Below are 16,969 nucleotides of genomic sequence, written 5' to 3' on the forward strand. Positions count from 1 at the left end.
TATTATGACAACAGCGGCTAGTTCTTCGGGTATTCAGCAATTACAGCAAGTTATGGCGCGTTTACGCGACCCTGATAGTGGCTGTCCCTGGGATCTCAAGCAAACCCTGACCAGTTTGATTCCCTATACCATTGAAGAGGCCTACGAGGTTGCCGCGGCGTTAACCGAAGGTGACCCGGCCGAAATTAAAGACGAGTTGGGCGACCTGCTGTTCCAGGTGGTGTTCTATACCCATTTAACTGCTGAGCAGAACTGGTTCGATTTTGATGCGGTAGCCGCTGGTATGGCGGAAAAGCTGATTCGTCGGCACCCACATGTATTTGGTGACGAAACCTCCAGCACTGATGCTGAAATCAAAGCACGCTGGGAGCAAATCAAGCAGCAGGAACGCGCCGACAAAGGTCAAACTCACAGTGTATTTGATGGTGTGCCAAGCAATCTGCCAGCGGTATTAATGGCCACTAAGCTACAAAAGCGCGCCGCAACCGTTGGTTTTGACTGGCCTGATCCCGAGCCAGTCATTGCAAAAATTCGTGAAGAGCTGGAAGAAGTAGAAGCTGAATTGCATCGTTCCGAGCGTAACCAAGCTGCGATTGCGGAAGAAGTGGGAGACTTATTATTCGCGGTAACCAACTTAGCCCGTCATTTAAGTGTGAATACCGAGCACGCCTTAAGCAGCGCGAACAGCAAGTTTAAACGGCGCTTTCAGGCCATTGAAGAACGCTTGCGTGAGCGTGAGCAAAATCCTCAGCAGCTGACCTTGGCGGGGCTGGAAGAAGAGTGGCAGGCGGTGAAGCAACAGGAGAAATAATTGTCGGACGGCAGCCTATCGGGTATACTGTTTTCCCGTCTGAAAACGCAATTCCCAATTTACCCTGACGACTTAGGTTTCTCATGGCAACTAATTATATTTTCGTCACCGGCGGTGTTGTATCTTCGCTGGGCAAAGGCATTGCAGCAGCTTCACTGGCGGCAATTCTGGAAGCACGCGGTTTATCCGTGACCATTCTTAAACTAGATCCTTATATTAATGTCGACCCCGGCACTATGAGTCCTATTCAGCACGGCGAAGTGTTCGTGACTGTGGACGGTGCAGAAACCGATTTGGATTTAGGGCACTACGAGCGCTACATTCGCACGCGCATGACCAAAAAGAACAACTTTACCGCTGGCCGCGTGTACGAAGATATTATTCGTCGCGAGCGTAAAGGTGAGTTTCTTGGCGCTACTATTCAAGTTATTCCGCACATTACCAACGAAATTAAACGCCGTATTGTTGAAGGTGGCGACGGCTTTGATGTGGCTATTATCGAAATTGGCGGCACCGTTGGTGATATTGAATCACAACCTTTCTTAGAAGCTATTCGTCAGTTAGCCACTGAAGTAGGTCGTGATCGCACCCTGTTTATGCACCTTACCCTGGTGCCATTCTTAGGCGCGGCGGGTGAAGTAAAAACCAAGCCAACGCAGCACTCTGTGAAAGAGCTGCGTTCTATCGGTATTCAGCCAGATGTGCTGGTATGCCGTTCCGATCGCTCGTTGCCATCTCAGGAGCGTTCAAAAATTGCCTTGTTCACCAACGTGGAAGAACGCGCAGTTATTGGCTTAAAAGACGTAGACAGTATTTATAAAATTCCAGCCATTTTGAAATCCCAGGGGCTGGATGAGATTGTGGTACAACGCTTCCGGCTTGATTGCCCGCCCGCGGATTTATCCGAGTGGGAACAAGTGTTGTATCAGGAATCCAACCCCAGCGGTGAAGTCACCGTTGGTTTTGTGGGTAAGTACATTGAATTACCCGATGCCTATAAATCAGTGAATGAAGCGCTGGCACATGCCGGCTTGAAGAACCGTTTAACGGTGAATATTCGTTACATTGATGCGCAGGACGTAGAAACCAAAGGTGTTGCTAAATTAGCTGATGTTGACGCTATTTTGGTCCCCGGCGGTTTTGGTGAGCGTGGCATCATGGGTAAAATTATGGCCGCGCAGTATGCCCGCGAAAACAATATCCCGTACTTAGGTATTTGTTTAGGTATGCAAATTGCGATGATTGAGTTTGCTCGCAACGTGGCCAAACTTGAAGGCGCCGACAGTACTGAATTCAACGAAAACACACCACATCCGGTGGTTGGTTTGATTACCGAATGGATGGACGCGAAAGGCCAGAAAGAGTTGCGTGATAAGCACTCTGACTTAGGTGGCACTATGCGCCTGGGCTCACAGCAATGTAATCTGGTGAAAGGTTCCAAAGCACGTGAACTTTATGCCCAGGACATTATTGAAGAGCGCCATCGTCACCGCTATGAAGTAAACAACACCTATGTTGAAACACTGGAAGCGGCTGGTTTAAAAATTACTGGCTTGTCGCATGACAATAGTCTGGTTGAGATTATTGAAATTCCATCACACCGTTGGTTTGTTGCAGCGCAATTCCACCCGGAGTTCACTTCAACCCCACGTGACGGACATCCATTGTTTGGCGGCTTTATTGCCGCTGCAAAAGCCTATCAAAAAGATCGCCGCGGTTAAGCGGCGCTAATTTTTATTGCAGGAGCTACGTAAAGTCATGGCAGTGATTACTAAAATTGTCGCGCGCGAAATTATGGATTCACGCGGTAACCCAACGGTTGAAGCTGATGTTTTTGTTGAAGGTGGATACTGGGGCCGCGCTGCGGCACCAAGCGGTGCCTCTACCGGATCCCGTGAAGCGCTGGAATTGCGTGACGGCGACAAGCAACGTTATTTAGGTAAGGGCGTACAAGCTGCCGTTGCCAATATTAAAGAAAAAATCACCCCGGTATTGTTAGGTCAGGACGCGACCAATCAGCAACATATTGACCAGTTGATGATTGACTTAGACGGTACTGAAAACAAAGCTGAGCTTGGCGCCAATGCCATTCTGGCAGTGTCGCTGGCGGTTGCCAAAGCGGCTGCAGCAAGCAAACAAATACCTTTGTACGCTCACATTGCCGATTTGAATAACACGCCTGGCAAATTCAGCATGCCGCTGCCAATGATGAACATTCTTAACGGTGGTGAGCACGCAGACAACAACGTTGATATTCAAGAGTTTATGATTCAGCCAGTAGGCGCTTCCAGCTTTAAAGAAGGCCTGCGCATGGGTGCGGAAATTTTCCACGCGCTGAAAAAGGTACTGCAAGCACGTGGCTTAAGCACTGCTGTTGGCGATGAAGGTGGTTTTGCACCGAATCTGGCGTCAAACGAAGAAGCCCTGACTGTTATTGTTGAGGCCGTTGAGAAAGCCGGCTATCGCATGGGTGATGACATTACCTTAGCGTTGGATTGTGCCGCGTCAGAGTTTTATAAAGACGGTAAATATAACTTAGCCGGTGAAGGTAAGTCGTTTGATGCGGCTGGTTTTGCCAACTACCTGGCCGAGCTTTGCGAAAGCTATCCGATTATTTCTATTGAAGACGGTTTGGATGAAAGCGACTGGGATGGTTGGAAAATACTGACCGAGCGCTTGGGCGATAGCGTACAGTTGGTTGGCGACGACTTGTTTGTTACCAATACAGCCATACTGGAACGCGGTATTCGTGAAAAAATCGGTAATTCTATTTTGATTAAGTTCAATCAAATTGGTAGCTTATCGGAAACCTTAGCGGCTATTCGCATGGCGAATGAGGCTGGTTTCACTGCTGTGATTTCGCATCGCTCCGGTGAAACTGAAGATGCAACCATTGCTGATTTAGCTGTAGGTACCGCGGCTGGTCAAATTAAAACGGGCTCGTTATGCCGTTCTGACCGGGTCGCAAAATACAATCAGTTGTTGCGCATCGAAGAAGAGTTACTCGGTGATGTTGCTTACCGCGGTCGTGCTGAAGTTGTTGCGGCTAAAGGCTAAGCGTAACAACCAAACGGACGTAAATTTGCAGCCAATGGCGTAATTGCGGTTGGCTGCAAAGGTGAGAGGGCTAGATGATGGTTCAGACACTGGTGCAGAGGCATGGTTGATCAAGCGGATATTTTCCAGCCTCTGGCACAGCATAGCCATTATGCTGAGCTTTGCACCGTGTTGTACGAACGTGAACTCGCTTATTTAGCCCAATCTGTGCCTGCTAACGCCGTTACGGTACGTTGGTTCCAGGCACGTTTACGCAGCTTACCCTACTATATTCGCCGTGCCGCCCGTGGCATGCTTGCCACTGAGTCGCCACTGCAACTGGATGTTCAAAACGGCAGTTGGCACGCCCCCCAGAAGAAACAATTGAAAGTGACTCCTGCCCAGCAAGAGCGCACGCAAAAATGGCTCCAACGTCATGCTGCGCTTGGTTTAGTGGTTCCGGTTATTGTGGCCACACCCATTCAGCAACGGGTATTGCTGGACTCTATAGATCGCATCGATACGCAAGAACAGCGCATTCATTTAAATGAATGGGGTTGGTTCAGTTATAGTGGTGAATCTATTCATGAGGCGGACGACGACCAAAGCGGTCGGGCGGAACCGATGCAGGGGGCTTCTATTACGCTGGTGAAACCGGAAAAAATCAATTTAACCGCAGCTTGTTGTGGCCATCAATGGAGCCATAAAGGCCGCACGGATCCGCGTACTTTAAGTTTACGTGAAGTGTTATTGGCGGCGACTTTGAACTGGGACAACCCCAGTCAGGTTCTGCGTATTCCCGACCAAGTTTAGACCTTCGTTAACGGGTTCTTGCAACAATCTTCGTACAATTTGGGTAAAGCACTTTTCAGCCACTCATTAACACTTCATAATGACGCTAGTTTTCGCCGTGAGAATAGCTATGCGTTTGGTTATGCTAATACTGCTGAGCTTGTTTCTAGCGCTGCAATATCGTTTGTGGTTGGGGAAGAATAGTGTGCCCGATTACTGGCGGCTGCAGCAAGAAGTGACCCGCCAGCAAGAAACCAATGAACGTTTACGTCAGCGTAATCAGTTGCTGGCTGCCGATATCGCCGACTTGCGCGATGGTGAAGAGGCGCTGGAAGAACGCGCCCGTAACGAGCTTGGCCTGATTAAACAGCGCGAAACCTTCTTTCGAATTGTTCCGGTGAAAAATTAATATGACGGCAACTACCGCAGTGGCGGCTATTGTTCCTGCTGCCGGTTACGGCAGCCGCATGCAGCACGACAAACCTAAACAGTATTTACGCTTAGCGGGGCAGGAAATACTGCTACATACGCTCACGGCGTTACTTACCGACCCACGTATTAAGCATGTGTTTATTGCAGTGGCCGGTGACGACCCCTGGTATCAAAGTTTGGACTTTCCCGGGCACTGGCCACTAACGCGAGTAGCCGGGGGCCATTGCCGTGCTGCTTCGGTAGCCTCTGGCGTGGCAGCTGCCGCTGCGGCCGGGTACAGCCATGTGGTGGTGCATGACGCCGCTCGTCCGTGTTTACGCACTGACGACCTGGAGCGGGTTATTACTGCGGGATTAAGTAGTGAAGCAGGGGCGTTATTGGCGTTACCTGTGGATGATACTTTGAAACGCGCTGACGCAACTGACAATAGCGAAGCGACGCTAGATCGCAATCAGTTATGGCGCGCCATGACACCTCAGGTTTTCGCCACCAATATTTTGCAGCGCGCACTGCAGCAAATAGGCGTAGATGATCCTGGCTTAACTGACGAAGCTTCGGCAGTTGAGCGGTGTGGTTATAAACCTAAGTTGGTATCGGGTTCGGCAACCAATATTAAGGTTACCCGGCCGGCGGACTTAGAGCTGGCGCGGCTATACCTGGAACTAAGTAGGGAGCAGTAATGCGAATTGGACATGGCTACGACGTACATAAATTCGGTAGCGAGCAGCCATTAATTCTGGGTGGTGTCACAGTTCCCCATAGCACCGGGCTGGTGGCGCACTCAGACGGCGACGTGGTGCTGCACGCAGTAGCTGATGCCTTATTGGGGTCACTGGCATTAGGTGATATTGGTCAGCACTTTCCCGATACCGATGCAAAATTTAAAGGTGCCGACAGCGCCGTATTGTTGCAGCACGTGTTTGGCTTGATTCGCGAGCGCGGTTGGCAATTGGGTAACCTGGACGTCACTATTGTGGCCCAGGCGCCGAAAATGGCACCTCATATTGGCAAGATGCGGGAGCGTATTGCCGGTATGTTGAACGCCGAGGTTGATCAGGTGAACGTGAAAGCAACTACCACCGAACGGCTGGGCTTTGTTGGCCGGGAAGAAGGCATAGCGTGCCATTGTGTAGCACTGATTACAAAACGGTTGGTGGAATGACAGAATTAAAAGAAGAGACTGCAGCAGGCGCCCCTGAGTGGGCATTTTTGCATGGTAAGCCTGCTGTTAGCGCACAGTTTAAGTTGCAGCCGGAAGATTTTCAGGTCACTGAAGACTTTAGCCCTGCGCCTGATGAGCCCGGCGAGCATCAGTGGTTATGGGTAGAAAAGCGGGGCGCGAACACGCGCTACGTGGCCGATCAATTGGCTGCTTTTGCTGGGGTGCAGGAGCGAGATGTTGGTTTTGCCGGCATGAAAGATCGCCAGGCAGTTACCCGGCAGTGGTTTTCTATTCAGTTACCGGGCAAAGATATGCTCGACTGGCAAGCACTTGAGCACCAAGAGTTTCGGGTGTTAGAGACTCGTCGACAATCGCGCAAACTAAAAACCGGCAGCCACAAAGGCAATCACTTTAGTATTTGTTTGCGAGATGTAAGCGACATGGCGGCGCTGCAACAGCGGTTTGAAAAACTTTGCAGCAGCGGTGTACCTAATTATTTTGGTGACCAGCGCTTTGGTCATGGCTATCGGAATATTAGCGATGCCCAGCGTTGGTTTCAGGCTGGCCGTAAGCGCCGGGTTAGTCGGCATAAACAAGGTTTGTTACTATCCGCAGCACGTTCATTTATTTTTAATCAGGTGGTATCTGAACGCGTTGCACAGCAGCGTTTAGCCGCAGAAGCTGGTGACGTGATGCAGTTGGCGGGTAGTCGTTCGTTCTTTGTTGCCAGCGAACTGGATGAAACCTTGCTGGAACGCTTTAATAGTGGCGATATACGCTTAACAGCACCACTATGGGGCGTGGGCGAACCACCTTCAGAAGGTGCGGTGCACCAGTTAGAATTAAGCTGTGCACAGGCACACCCAATACTGGCGCAAGGCCTGCAACAACATGGCCTGAAACAAGAACGCCGGGCACTTTTACTGGGCTTAGAGCAAGCCAGTTTAACGCCTGATGAAGCTAACCCGAACAACTGTTGGCTGAGTTTTTATTTACCTACTGGTTGTTTTGCCACCAGTATTATTCGTGAACTAATAACCATAGTTGATTACCAAAATGATGAAAATTCTGCTGAGTAATGATGACGGGGTGCACGCACCTGGCATTGAAGCTTTATACAAGGCTTTGGTAAAAGTTGCTGACGTGAAGGTTATTGCACCAGATCGCAACTGTAGTGGTGCCAGCAACTCACTGACACTGCATAATCCACTGCGGTTGCATAAGCTGCAAAATGGTTTCTATTCACTCAATGGTACGCCTACCGACTGCGTGCATTTGGGCACCAATTCACCGTTTGCTGAAAACGTCGATTTGGTGGTTTCCGGTATTAACGACGGGCCTAATATGGGTGATGACGTGCTTTATTCAGGCACAGTGGCAGCCGCTATGGAAGGCCGTTATATGGGCCTACCGTCTATTGCGGTTTCTATGGGTAGCCGTGGGCATGATTACTACGACACTGCCGCGCAGGTAGTTGCTGATGTGGTAAGCAAAATGGACGAACAGCCACTGCGGCTAGATACCATTTTAAATATTAACGTGCCAGCGGTTGATTACGATAAATTGAAAGGGACCCGGGTTACGCGTTTAGGGCGCCGTCATCGCGCCGATACTATGGTGCAGGACAAAGACCCCTTTGGTCGTCATATATTTTGGTACGGTCCTATTGGTGGGCATCAGGATGATGCCGAGGGCACTGACTTTGACGCCGTTAACAAAGGCTTTGTTTCTATTACGCCGCTAAGTTTAGACATGACAGCGAAGTCGCATCAGGATCGTTTGCAGGAGTGGTTAACGAAAACCTCATGATAATGAATAATTTCCAAGGTATGGCAAAACGCCTGACCACCTTACTGAAGCAACAGGGCATCGCCAATGATGCCGTGCTGAGCACTATTGAGCAAACGCCGCGCCATAAGTTTATGCCGGAATCGCTGGTGCATAAGGCTTATGAGAATACGGCGTTGCCCATTGGCAACGGCCAAACCATTTCGCAGCCACTAATGGTGGCAACGATGACGCAGCTATTGTTGCAGCATGATTGCCATAAAGTGCTGGAAATTGGCACCGGGTCTGGCTATCAAACGGCAATACTGGCGCAGCTTATTGATAAAGTGTATTCGGTTGAACGGATTTCTCACTTGCAGTACCAGGCCAAGCGCCGTTTAAAACAGCTGGATTTACACAACGTAATGACCCGCCATGGTGACGGTTGGGAAGGCTGGTCAAGTAAGTCTCCGTTCGATGGCATTATCGTTACTGCGGCTGCCAAAGAAGTGCCGCAGCGCTTGCTTGAACAACTTGCCGACGGCGGTGTGATGATTATTCCGGTGGGTACTGAACAACAAACCTTGTACGTGATTCGGCGTTTTGGTGATGATTATGAACAACAACGAATTGGTGATGTCAGATTCGTACCCCTTGTGCAAGGAGCACTGCTGTGAAGGTATTTTCAGCACTTTACGATAAAGTGCTAGGTTGGACCCAACATCGCCGCGCGCCCGCTATTTTGGCAGGCTTAAGCTTTAGCGAAAGTGTGATATTCCCGATTCCACCAGACGTGATGCTGGCACCTATGGCCATGATGCAGCCGAAACGGGCCTGGTACTTTGCTGCAATTACCACCATCTTTTCGGTACTGGGTGCTTTGGTTGGTTATGCCCTTGGCTATCTGGCATTCGATACTCTGGTTATGCCCATGATTGAGTGGGCCGGCTACGAAGCAAAGCTGGCCGTGGTGCAGCAATGGTTTGATCAATGGGGCTTTTGGATTGTTTTTATTGCCGGCTTTTCGCCCATACCCTACAAACTCTTCACGGTTTCCGGTGGTATGCTTGGCATCGCCTTGATTCCGTTCGTTATAGCCTCACTTATTAGTCGAGGCTTACGGTTTTTCTTAGTGGCCTGGCTGATGCGTAGCGGTGGTCCGAAAATGGCTGTAGCACTGCGTCGTTATGTGGACACCATTGGCTGGTTGCTGGTTATTGTGGCGGTATGTGCCTATGTTTGGTTGCGTTAACGTACAACGATTAACATCACAGCGTGTCATCATGCTGGTGCTTTGCACTGGCCTGGTGGCCTGTGGTGCACGCACCGAGCCTGCGCCAGTCGCCTCCGTTTACACCGGTAAAACCATTTATGATTATGAACGCGCCAGTTTAGCGGCAACCAGCTATCAGGTTGAACCTGGTGAAACACTCTATTCAATTGCGTTTCGCGCCAACAAAGATGTACGCGAACTGGCCAAACTGAATAATATTAATGCACCCTATACGATTTACCCTGGCCAAACCCTGCGTTTACAGGGCTCTGCGAGCAGTGGCCAAACTGCTAAAAGCACACCATCACCGAAACCCGCTCAGCCTGTATCGAAAAGTCCACGTAAAGCCGCCGAGGCATCCGTTGCGTCGCAACAAAAGAAAGAGTATGTTAAAAATAATAGTAAAGAGTTAGTTTCCAGGAAGAAAACTGCACCAAAGGTGGTAGTGCCATCAACTGGAACCGAACCAACTTTAACGAATGAAGATATAAACTGGCAGTGGCCAAGTAAGTCGCAGATTATTAGTGACTTTTCACTGCAGCAAGCAGGGAATAAAGGATTAGATTTTGGCGGCGACAGGGGCGACCCGGTAGTGGCTGCCGCGGCAGGAAAAGTAGTTTATGTTGGCAACGCGTTGCGCGGTTTTGGTCGTTTAATCATATTGAAACATAATGATGATTTTATAACCGCATACGCGCACAACGATGAGCTCTTAGTGAAAGAACAAGAGTTCGTTACGGCAGGTCAGGAAATAGCTCGAATGGGCAGTTCCGACGCCGACCGCGTTAAGTTGCATTTTGAAGTGAGGTTTCGAGGAAAGTCGGTTAATCCTAGGAATTATTTACCGAAGCAGTGAGTCTTACAACAAAAGGCTTCAAGCTTCGGCAATGAAACTTTTGGTATGACGGCTGTTCTAAGCTGACAATAGTCAGGTAGTAGGAGGTAAACGATGAACCAGGGTAAGGAAGACGTTCGCGACGATATTGACGAAAAAGACGCACTGGAAAAAATCGGTGACGATTCGGCTGAGGAAACTACTGATGACGGCGAGCTGGAAGAAGCCATAGCTTCGCGGCAGTCGTATCAGAAAAAAATGGATGCAACTCAGTTGTACCTTAGTGAGATTGGTTTCTCGCCATTACTTACTGCTGAAGAAGAAGTTTACTTCTCCCGCCGCTCTCTGAAAGGTGATGAGAGCGCTCGCAAACGAATGATTGAAAGCAACTTGCGACTGGTTGTAAAAATCGCAAGACGCTACACCAACCGAGGCTTAGCTCTACTGGATTTAGTAGAAGAGGGTAATTTAGGCCTGATTCGTGCTGTTGAGAAATTCGATCCCGAGCGCGGGTTCCGTTTTTCAACTTACGCTACCTGGTGGATCCGGCAGACCATTGAACGGGCTATCATGAATCAAACCCGTACTATTCGGTTGCCTATTCACGTGGTGAAAGAGCTAAATACGTATTTGCGGGCAGCACGCGAACTCGCACATAAGTTAGATCATGAGCCTACTGCGGAAGATATTGCGGAGAGTTTAGATAAGCCGGTAAAAGATGTTACCCGCATGCTGCGCCTGAACGAGCGTATTTCTTCGGTCGACACTCCTATTGGCGGCGACAATGACAAAGCACTGCTAGATGTTATTGCTGACGAGAACGACAATGGCCCGGAAGGGGTGATGCAGGACGACGACATGCGTTCGAACATTGTTGACTGGTTATCAAGCTTAAACGAGAAACAACGGGAAGTATTAGCCCGCCGCTTTGGCTTGCTTGGCTATGAGCCAGCTACGCTGGAAGATGTAGGGCGTGAAATAGGTCTGACCCGTGAACGCGTACGGCAGATACAGGTTGAAGCGTTGCGCAAGTTGCGAGACAACCTGAAACATCAGGGGCTGACGCTGGATTCACTGTTCACACCCAGCTAATAAGTTTCTTGAATAAACCAAAAAAGGTGCCTGCTGGCACCTTTTTTTTATGGCTTTTATTCCTTTAATTCCTGTTGCCAGGCGTAAATTAAATCCAGCGCTTCGCGTGGGCTTAATTGATCGGGCTGCACCTTGGCCAGCGCATCAATAACCGGATGCGGTTTAGTTTGCTGAGATTCAACCTGAGTTGGTAACGACAGTTGCTGCTGCGCCTGTGGAGTGGCCGCCGGCAGCTGCTCTAAGCGCAATAATTGCTGTTTGGCTACTTGCATAACCCGTTGTGGCATACCAGCCAACTGCGCTACGTGTAAACCAAAGCTCTTATTGGCAGCGCCTTCTTGAATACTATGTAAGAAGGTTATGGTATCGCCGTGTTCGGCGGCTTCCACGTGAACATTGGCACAGCCGGGTAATTGCTCGGCTAGCTCAGTGAGTTCGAAATAGTGAGTCGCGAACAAAGTTAATGCTTGATTTTGTTTCGCCAGTTCTTCTGCGCAGGCCCAGGCCAGAGCCAGACCATCGTAGGTTGAGGTGCCGCGGCCAATTTCATCCATAAGCACCAGACTATGTGCGGTGGCGTTGTGCATAATAGCCGCCGCTTCAGTCATTTCCACCATAAAGGTAGAGCGCCCTGAGGCCAAATCGTCAGCAGCGCCAATACGGGTAAAAATACGGTCAACAGGACCTATTGTGGCGCTGCTGGCAGGCAGGTAACTGCCAATATGTGCCAGTATGACTAACAGCGCAGTTTGGCGCATATAGGTAGATTTACCGCCCATGTTGGGGCCGGTGATTAGCAACAGATGACGCTTTGCATTCAAACTTACAGAATTTGGAATAAAGGGGTCATCCTGCAACTGTTCCAGCACCGGATGTCGCGCATCGCGCAGGTTGATACCGCGAGTAGACATAAGCTCGGGCTGAATATAGTTATGCTGCTCGGCGGTGTCGGCAAAGCCAGCTAACACATCCAGTTGCGCTAAGGCTGATGCCATGGTCAGAAGTTCAGCGACATGCGGCTGCAACAAGCTTAATAGTTCTTCGTACAGCCATTTTTCGCGTGCCAGTGCCTTACTTTGACTGCTTAACACCTTTTCTTCGTGTTCTTTTAGCTCTGGAATAATGTAGCGTTCGGCATTTTTCAGCGTTTGCCGACGTTGATAGTCGTCGGGAATTGAAGCGGAGGCACTGCGGCTGGCCTCCAGGTAATAACCATGCACGCGGTTATAACCGATTTTTAATGAACTAATGCCGGTGCGCTCGCGTTCCTGTTGCTCCAGTTTCGCTAAATAACTGGTCGCGCCGTTGGCCAGATCCCGCCATTCATCCAGCTCGGCGTCGTATCCTGTTGCCAGTACTCCACCGTCCCGAATCAACACCGGCGGCTGCTCAATCAAGGCACGTTCCAGGGTTTCTGTTAGCTCTGTAAACGGCGGGCATTGCGCACTAAATTCTTGTAGTGGTGCTGGCGTTAGTAGTGCCCGAATATCAGGCAGTAAGGCCAAACTGTCGCGCAAACGAGCAAGATCTCTTGGTCGGGCGCTACGCAATGCAATGCGCGAACTAATGCGCTCTATGTCGCCCAATTGCTTTAACTGGGTACGTAAGGAATCGCGCATGTTGGTGTCGCTAAAGGCGGCAACTGCCGCGTAACGACGTTTAAGCTGACTCTGATCGCGTAAAGGTTGTTGTAACCAGCGCTTAAACATACGGCTACCCATAGCCGATACGGTGTTATCCAGTACGTCCGCAACGGCTGTAGCCGCGCCGCTTAAGCTTTGCGTTAGTTCCAGATTCCGCCGTGTGGCTGAATCCAGAATCAAGGCACTGTCGGGCAACTCATGCACAATAGTTCGCAAATGCGGCAGGGCGGTGCGCTGGGTTTCTTTTATATAAGTTAATAAAGCGCCGGCGGCACCAATGGCTAATTCGAGTTCGCCAATACCAAAGCCGTCTAAATGCTGAGTCTGGAACTGTTGTTGTAGTTGCTGCCGCGCGGTGTCGGCGTCGAATTCCCAGTCGGGGCGCCGGCGCAGGCTGCGGCAGTAGTCTTGCCAGAGTTCGGTGGTGTTGGTTTCCGGATACAGTAGCTCAGCCGGCTGCAAACGCGCCAACTCGGCTTGCAAACTCTCATCATTGGCTTGTTCTGACACAGTAAAGCGACCGCTGCTGATATCTAGCGCGGCAACTCCGTAACTGAGTTTGCCACGGTGTAATTGGGGTTTTATTGCTACCAGTAAGTTATCTTTGCGATCGGGTAACAAGGCTTCATCGGTTACGGTGCCAGGTGTTACAATACGTACCACTTGACGCTCAACCGGACCTTTACTGGTTGCCGGGTCGCCAATTTGTTCGCAAATGGCCACCGACTGGCCTTGTTGAACTAGCCGGGCCAGATAGTTTTCCACTGCATGGTAGGGCACGCCAGCCATTGGAATAGGTTCACCGGCACTGCTGCCGCGCTTGGTTAAGGAAATATCCAGTAAGTCGGCGGCACGTTTTGCATCATCAAAGAATAATTCGTAAAAGTCACCCATGCGATAGAACAATAAAATATCGGGGTGTTCCGCCTTAATGCGTAAGTATTGCTGCATCATGGGCGTATGATTAGACTGTGTTGGAGCTGAGCGTAACGATTCAGACATGCGTATTGGTATCCATTTTCCTGCGCGCCTTGTTCTAGGAGTTCAAACAATGGTTGATTCTATCGTACTACAAGCCGCAGCTGAACTGGGGCAGTGGCTTTCTAAACGGAAATTGCATATAGCCACCGCAGAGTCCTGTACCGGCGGAGGTATAGGATACGCCATCAGCGCTATAGCGGGAAGTTCTGACTGGTTCCACGGTGGCATCATTTCGTACAGTAATGCAGTGAAGCAACAACAGCTCGGCGTCTCCTCAACTATTCTTGACGACCAGGGCGCAGTATCTGCGGCTACGGCGGAAGCAATGGCCACTGGCGTTCGGCAATCATTAAATGCTCACGTTGGCATTGCGGTAACGGGCATTGCCGGCCCGGGCGGAGCCACGCCAGGTAAACCTGTCGGGTTGGTCTGGTTTGGCCTGGCGACCACCACCGGGGTAACGTCCTGGTCACGTCATTTTGAAGGCAATCGGCATCAGGTACGAACCGCAACTATACTGGAAGCGCTTCGTTGCCAGCGTCATTTAGATGAGAATGGAAACACTAAATAAACATATTTAACAGTTAGTTAGCCGTAATTTCCAAAAAAATTCGGAGTTTTTATTGATACTGTACAAATACACAGTATACTAACTGGAAATCGAATTAAGTGTGGCCACCACAGTTTATATATTGGAGCACAACATGAGTACTGATAGAGAAAAAGCATTAGACGCGGCCTTAGGTCAAATTGAACGTCAGTTCGGTAAAGGTTCAATTATGCGTCTGGGCGATAACCATGCCATGGATGTGGAGTCGGTTTCAACTGGTTCATTAAGCCTCGATATTGCGCTTGGCATTGGTGGCTTACCTTACGGACGGGTCGTTGAAATTTATGGTCCTGAATCCAGCGGTAAAACAACTTTAACGTTACAGGTTATTGCCGAAGCTCAGCGTGCAGGTAAAACTTGTGCGTTCGTTGATGCTGAGCATGCTTTGGATCCGGTTTACGCTGCCAAACTGGGCGTGAATGTTGACGAATTACTGGTTTCTCAACCAGATAACGGCGAACAAGCGTTGGAAATTTGTGACATGTTGGTTCGCTCGGCGGCTATTGATGTTGTTATCGTGGATTCGGTTGCAGCGCTAACACCTCGTGCTGAAATTGAAGGTGACATGGGCGATAGCCACATGGGTCTGCAGGCACGATTAATGTCACAGGCGCTTCGAAAACTAGCGGCAAACATTAAGAAATCAAACAGCCTGTGCATTTTCATCAACCAAATACGTATGAAAATTGGTGTTATGTTCGGCAACCCTGAAACTACTACCGGTGGTAATGCACTGAAGTTCTATGCTTCGGTTCGGCTTGATATTCGCCGTATTGGTGCGGTGAAAGAGGGCGATGAAATTGTCGGTAACGAAACTCGGGTTAAAGTGGTTAAAAACAAAGTTGCACCACCTTTCCGTGAAGCTGAATTCCAAATTATGTATGGCTCAGGCATTTCTAAAAACGGTGAGCTAATCGATTTAGGCGTGAAGCATAAGCTGGTTGATAAAGCGGGCGCTTGGTATAGCTATAAAGGCGACAAGATTGGTCAGGGTAAAGCCAACTCCATGAAGTATTTGGTTGAGCATCCTGAAATTGCTGATGAAATTGAAAAGAACCTGCGCAGCATGTTACTGGCGAAACCGGTAAAAGGTGGTGACAAAGAAGAAGCATCAGCGAAGCCTGCGAAAGGAAAAGCAGGTAAAGCATCACCTGGTGAAGAGTTAAACGAAGACCTAATTTAATAAAGCGGCTTATGCCGCTTGAGTTAAGCTCTCAATTAAGTGACCGTGATTCATTACTGTAAATGAACCATGGTCATTTTTTATTCTTCTTCGTCAAACTCGCTATAGGCGTTAGCCCAGCTGGTGGCGTCTAAATATAAGTCTGGTAAATCAGCCTCGCTTATTTTCAACTTCTTCGCAATTTGTGAGGTACGAGCCCAGTTTGCATTCTCGTAACTTACGGCCAAAGCTAGTAAATAAGCCAATACGCCACGCTTATCTATCAGGGCATCATAAATGTCCTGGCTCAATGGAATACGGTCCAAAATATTCTTGAGCTCGTCGTCCATAATGGCGTCAATAAGTGACATCAAGCCGGTTAAAAAAGCTTTAGGTGCGTCATCTTTGCGTCCGTATAAAACCGCCAGATGTTCACAGAATCGAGCCCGGGTAATAGACAGTCGCATCAGCTCACTAGGTTTGTTGTCGCTTAACTGGGCGGCGGCAATAACGGCCACTAGCTTTTGTAATTCCTGCTGCCCCAGAAACACAATCGCTTGTTTCAGGTTTTCAATTTTACGTGAGCGATGAAAGGCTGATGAATTAACAAACCGCAGTAACTTATATGAAAGGCCAACGTCGCGTTCAATAGAGGCGCAAACTTTGTTTACATCCATGTCGAGTTTGCTGGTTTCAAATAATAAATCCGCGAAGGCAATCTGAGAAGGGTTCAACGCTCGCTTTTGAATAACTTCCGGTTTCGAAAAGAAGTAACCCTGAAAGTAGTCAAAGCCTAAGGTTGAACCTAGTTGGAACTCTTCATAGGTTTCCACTTTTTCAGCAAGATATTTAAACGAATAATCTTTTAGTTTACGGCGAAGCTCGTTAATTTCTGACAGCCCACTTATTTGAATATCAATTTTGATAATATCTACGTGTGGGAACACTTGATTCCATGCTTCATCATAAATGAAATCATCCAAAGCTATGGTATAACCTTTGGATTTCAATGTGGTTAATGCATGAACCAGGTTTTTATTCGGAGTAACAGTTTCCAGAACTTCAACAACCACTGTTTCGTTTGGCAGTAAGGTGGGTAACTGATTAATAATGGCTTCTTCGGCAAAATTAATGAAAGCAAGTTTACCGCCGGTCAAATCGTCAATACCACTGCTAAACTGACTGCTTTCAACCAGCTTGGAGGTGGCTTCATCGGCGCTGATATTGGGGAACGCATTGTTCATGCCGTCACGGAACAATAATTCGTAGGCAAACAGGCTCTTATCCCGATTTAAAATGGGTTGTCTGGCAACGTAAAAGAACATAATTGTGAATTACCCTGGCTTGGTTCGCTTCACCAATTGAGCGTATGA

17 protein-coding genes are annotated in these 16,969 nt (G+C 49.0%); 15 read left to right on the forward strand and 2 right to left on the reverse strand.

Going from position 1 to position 16,969, the window contains the following annotated elements; all coding sequences use genetic code 11:
- Positions 1-4: 4 nt before the first annotated feature.
- The 13 genes from mazG to rpoS all read left to right on the forward strand — a co-directional run bounded on the left by mazG (position 5) and on the right by rpoS (position 11,200).
- Positions 5-811 carry a nucleoside triphosphate pyrophosphohydrolase gene (gene mazG / locus CCE91_RS05335; protein WP_086434185.1) on the forward strand — a complete coding sequence of 269 codons (807 nt, stop codon included), beginning with the start codon at positions 5-7 and terminating at the stop codon, positions 809-811.
- Between the two features lie 83 nt (positions 812-894).
- Complete coding sequence (locus tag CCE91_RS05340) at positions 895-2,532, forward strand: CTP synthase (RefSeq protein ID WP_086434186.1); 1,638 nt, start codon at positions 895-897, stop codon at positions 2,530-2,532.
- 37 nt (positions 2,533-2,569) lie between these two features.
- Positions 2,570-3,868, forward strand: a complete 1,299-nt coding sequence (gene eno, locus CCE91_RS05345; RefSeq protein ID WP_086434187.1) for a phosphopyruvate hydratase — start codon at positions 2,570-2,572, stop codon at positions 3,866-3,868.
- Positions 3,869-3,970: 102 nt separating this feature from the next.
- Positions 3,971-4,660, forward strand: coding sequence for a hypothetical protein (locus CCE91_RS05350; RefSeq protein ID WP_086434188.1), 690 nt, complete (start codon positions 3,971-3,973; stop codon positions 4,658-4,660).
- Between the two features lie 109 nt (positions 4,661-4,769).
- Positions 4,770-5,048 carry a cell division protein FtsB gene (ftsB, locus tag CCE91_RS05355; protein WP_086434189.1) on the forward strand — a complete coding sequence of 93 codons (279 nt, stop codon included), beginning with the start codon at positions 4,770-4,772 and terminating at the stop codon, positions 5,046-5,048.
- 1 nt (position 5,049) lies between these two features.
- Positions 5,050-5,751 (forward strand): 2-C-methyl-D-erythritol 4-phosphate cytidylyltransferase, encoded by a 702-nt coding sequence (ispD, locus tag CCE91_RS05360; protein ID WP_086434190.1) that lies wholly within the window; start codon positions 5,050-5,052, stop codon positions 5,749-5,751.
- On the forward strand, positions 5,751-6,233 hold the full coding sequence (gene ispF, locus CCE91_RS05365) for a 2-C-methyl-D-erythritol 2,4-cyclodiphosphate synthase (protein ID WP_086434191.1): 483 nt from the start codon (positions 5,751-5,753) through the stop codon (positions 6,231-6,233). Before ispD ends, ispF begins: the two co-directional genes overlap by 1 nt.
- Positions 6,230-7,312: a tRNA pseudouridine(13) synthase TruD gene (gene truD, locus CCE91_RS05370; RefSeq protein ID WP_086434192.1), complete on the forward strand. Its 1,083-nt coding sequence runs from the start codon at positions 6,230-6,232 to the stop codon at positions 7,310-7,312. The genes ispF and truD overlap by 4 nt, the downstream gene beginning before the upstream one ends.
- The gene (surE, locus tag CCE91_RS05375) at positions 7,290-8,042 is read left to right on the forward strand and encodes a 5'/3'-nucleotidase SurE (protein ID WP_086434193.1); all 753 of its coding nucleotides are present in this window, start codon (positions 7,290-7,292) and stop codon (positions 8,040-8,042) included. The genes truD and surE overlap by 23 nt, the downstream gene beginning before the upstream one ends.
- Positions 8,043-8,044: 2 nt before the next feature.
- The gene (locus tag CCE91_RS05380; protein WP_234996297.1) at positions 8,045-8,677 is read left to right on the forward strand and encodes a protein-L-isoaspartate(D-aspartate) O-methyltransferase; all 633 of its coding nucleotides are present in this window, start codon (positions 8,045-8,047) and stop codon (positions 8,675-8,677) included.
- Positions 8,674-9,252, forward strand: coding sequence for a YqaA family protein (locus CCE91_RS05385; protein ID WP_086434195.1), 579 nt, complete (start codon positions 8,674-8,676; stop codon positions 9,250-9,252). The genes CCE91_RS05380 and CCE91_RS05385 overlap by 4 nt, the downstream gene beginning before the upstream one ends.
- Positions 9,253-9,283: 31 nt before the next feature.
- Positions 9,284-10,129 (forward strand): peptidoglycan DD-metalloendopeptidase family protein, encoded by an 846-nt coding sequence (locus CCE91_RS05390; RefSeq protein WP_234996264.1) that lies wholly within the window; start codon positions 9,284-9,286, stop codon positions 10,127-10,129.
- A gap of 93 nt (positions 10,130-10,222) precedes the next feature.
- Positions 10,223-11,200: an RNA polymerase sigma factor RpoS gene (rpoS, locus tag CCE91_RS05395; RefSeq protein ID WP_086434197.1), complete on the forward strand. Its 978-nt coding sequence runs from the start codon at positions 10,223-10,225 to the stop codon at positions 11,198-11,200.
- A 56-nt stretch (positions 11,201-11,256) separates the two neighbouring features.
- On the opposite strand, the gene mutS is transcribed toward rpoS, so the two are convergent.
- On the reverse strand, positions 11,257-13,845 hold the full coding sequence (gene mutS, locus CCE91_RS05400) for a DNA mismatch repair protein MutS (RefSeq protein ID WP_234996265.1): 2,589 nt from the start codon (positions 13,843-13,845) through the stop codon (positions 11,257-11,259).
- A 49-nt stretch (positions 13,846-13,894) separates the two neighbouring features.
- Between mutS and CCE91_RS05405 the strand changes: the two genes are divergently transcribed.
- Both CCE91_RS05405 and recA read left to right on the forward strand, forming a co-directional pair.
- Positions 13,895-14,395 (forward strand): CinA family protein, encoded by a 501-nt coding sequence (locus tag CCE91_RS05405; protein WP_086434198.1) that lies wholly within the window; start codon positions 13,895-13,897, stop codon positions 14,393-14,395.
- Between the two features lie 133 nt (positions 14,396-14,528).
- Positions 14,529-15,617: a recombinase RecA gene (gene recA / locus CCE91_RS05410; RefSeq protein WP_086434199.1), complete on the forward strand. Its 1,089-nt coding sequence runs from the start codon at positions 14,529-14,531 to the stop codon at positions 15,615-15,617.
- Positions 15,618-15,697: 80 nt separating this feature from the next.
- Here recA and CCE91_RS05415 read toward each other — a convergent pair whose 3' ends face one another.
- Positions 15,698-16,921, reverse strand: coding sequence for an EAL and HDOD domain-containing protein (locus CCE91_RS05415; RefSeq protein ID WP_086434200.1), 1,224 nt, complete (start codon positions 16,919-16,921; stop codon positions 15,698-15,700).
- Between the last annotated feature and the right edge of the window lie 48 nt (positions 16,922-16,969).

The sequence above is a fragment of the Pseudidiomarina planktonica genome (assembly GCF_900177775.1).
GTDB classification, from domain to species: Bacteria; Pseudomonadota; Gammaproteobacteria; order Enterobacterales; family Alteromonadaceae; genus Pseudidiomarina; species Pseudidiomarina planktonica.

Excerpts from the sequence above, each read along its gene's own strand:
- mazG (WP_086434185.1), top strand. The coding sequence starts at position 5 with ATGACAACAGCGGCTAGTTCTTCGGGTATTCAGCAATTACAGCAAGTT.
- CCE91_RS05340 (WP_086434186.1), top strand. The coding sequence starts at position 895 with ATGGCAACTAATTATATTTTCGTCACCGGCGGTGTTGTATCTTCGCTG.
- eno (WP_086434187.1), top strand. The coding sequence starts at position 2,570 with ATGGCAGTGATTACTAAAATTGTCGCGCGCGAAATTATGGATTCACGC.
- CCE91_RS05350 (WP_086434188.1), top strand. The coding sequence starts at position 3,971 with ATGGTTGATCAAGCGGATATTTTCCAGCCTCTGGCACAGCATAGCCAT.
- ftsB (WP_086434189.1), top strand. The coding sequence starts at position 4,770 with ATGCGTTTGGTTATGCTAATACTGCTGAGCTTGTTTCTAGCGCTGCAA.
- ispD (WP_086434190.1), top strand. The coding sequence starts at position 5,050 with ATGACGGCAACTACCGCAGTGGCGGCTATTGTTCCTGCTGCCGGTTAC.
- ispF (WP_086434191.1), top strand. The coding sequence starts at position 5,751 with ATGCGAATTGGACATGGCTACGACGTACATAAATTCGGTAGCGAGCAG.
- truD (WP_086434192.1), top strand. The coding sequence starts at position 6,230 with ATGACAGAATTAAAAGAAGAGACTGCAGCAGGCGCCCCTGAGTGGGCA.
- surE (WP_086434193.1), top strand. The coding sequence starts at position 7,290 with ATGATGAAAATTCTGCTGAGTAATGATGACGGGGTGCACGCACCTGGC.
- CCE91_RS05380 (WP_234996297.1), top strand. The coding sequence starts at position 8,045 with ATGAATAATTTCCAAGGTATGGCAAAACGCCTGACCACCTTACTGAAG.
- CCE91_RS05390 (WP_234996264.1), top strand. The coding sequence starts at position 9,284 with ATGCTGGTGCTTTGCACTGGCCTGGTGGCCTGTGGTGCACGCACCGAG.
- rpoS (WP_086434197.1), top strand. The coding sequence starts at position 10,223 with ATGAACCAGGGTAAGGAAGACGTTCGCGACGATATTGACGAAAAAGAC.
- mutS (WP_234996265.1), bottom strand. The coding sequence starts at position 13,845 with ATGTCTGAATCGTTACGCTCAGCTCCAACACAGTCTAATCATACGCCC.
- CCE91_RS05405 (WP_086434198.1), top strand. The coding sequence starts at position 13,895 with ATGGTTGATTCTATCGTACTACAAGCCGCAGCTGAACTGGGGCAGTGG.
- recA (WP_086434199.1), top strand. The coding sequence starts at position 14,529 with ATGAGTACTGATAGAGAAAAAGCATTAGACGCGGCCTTAGGTCAAATT.
- CCE91_RS05415 (WP_086434200.1), bottom strand. The coding sequence starts at position 16,921 with ATGTTCTTTTACGTTGCCAGACAACCCATTTTAAATCGGGATAAGAGC.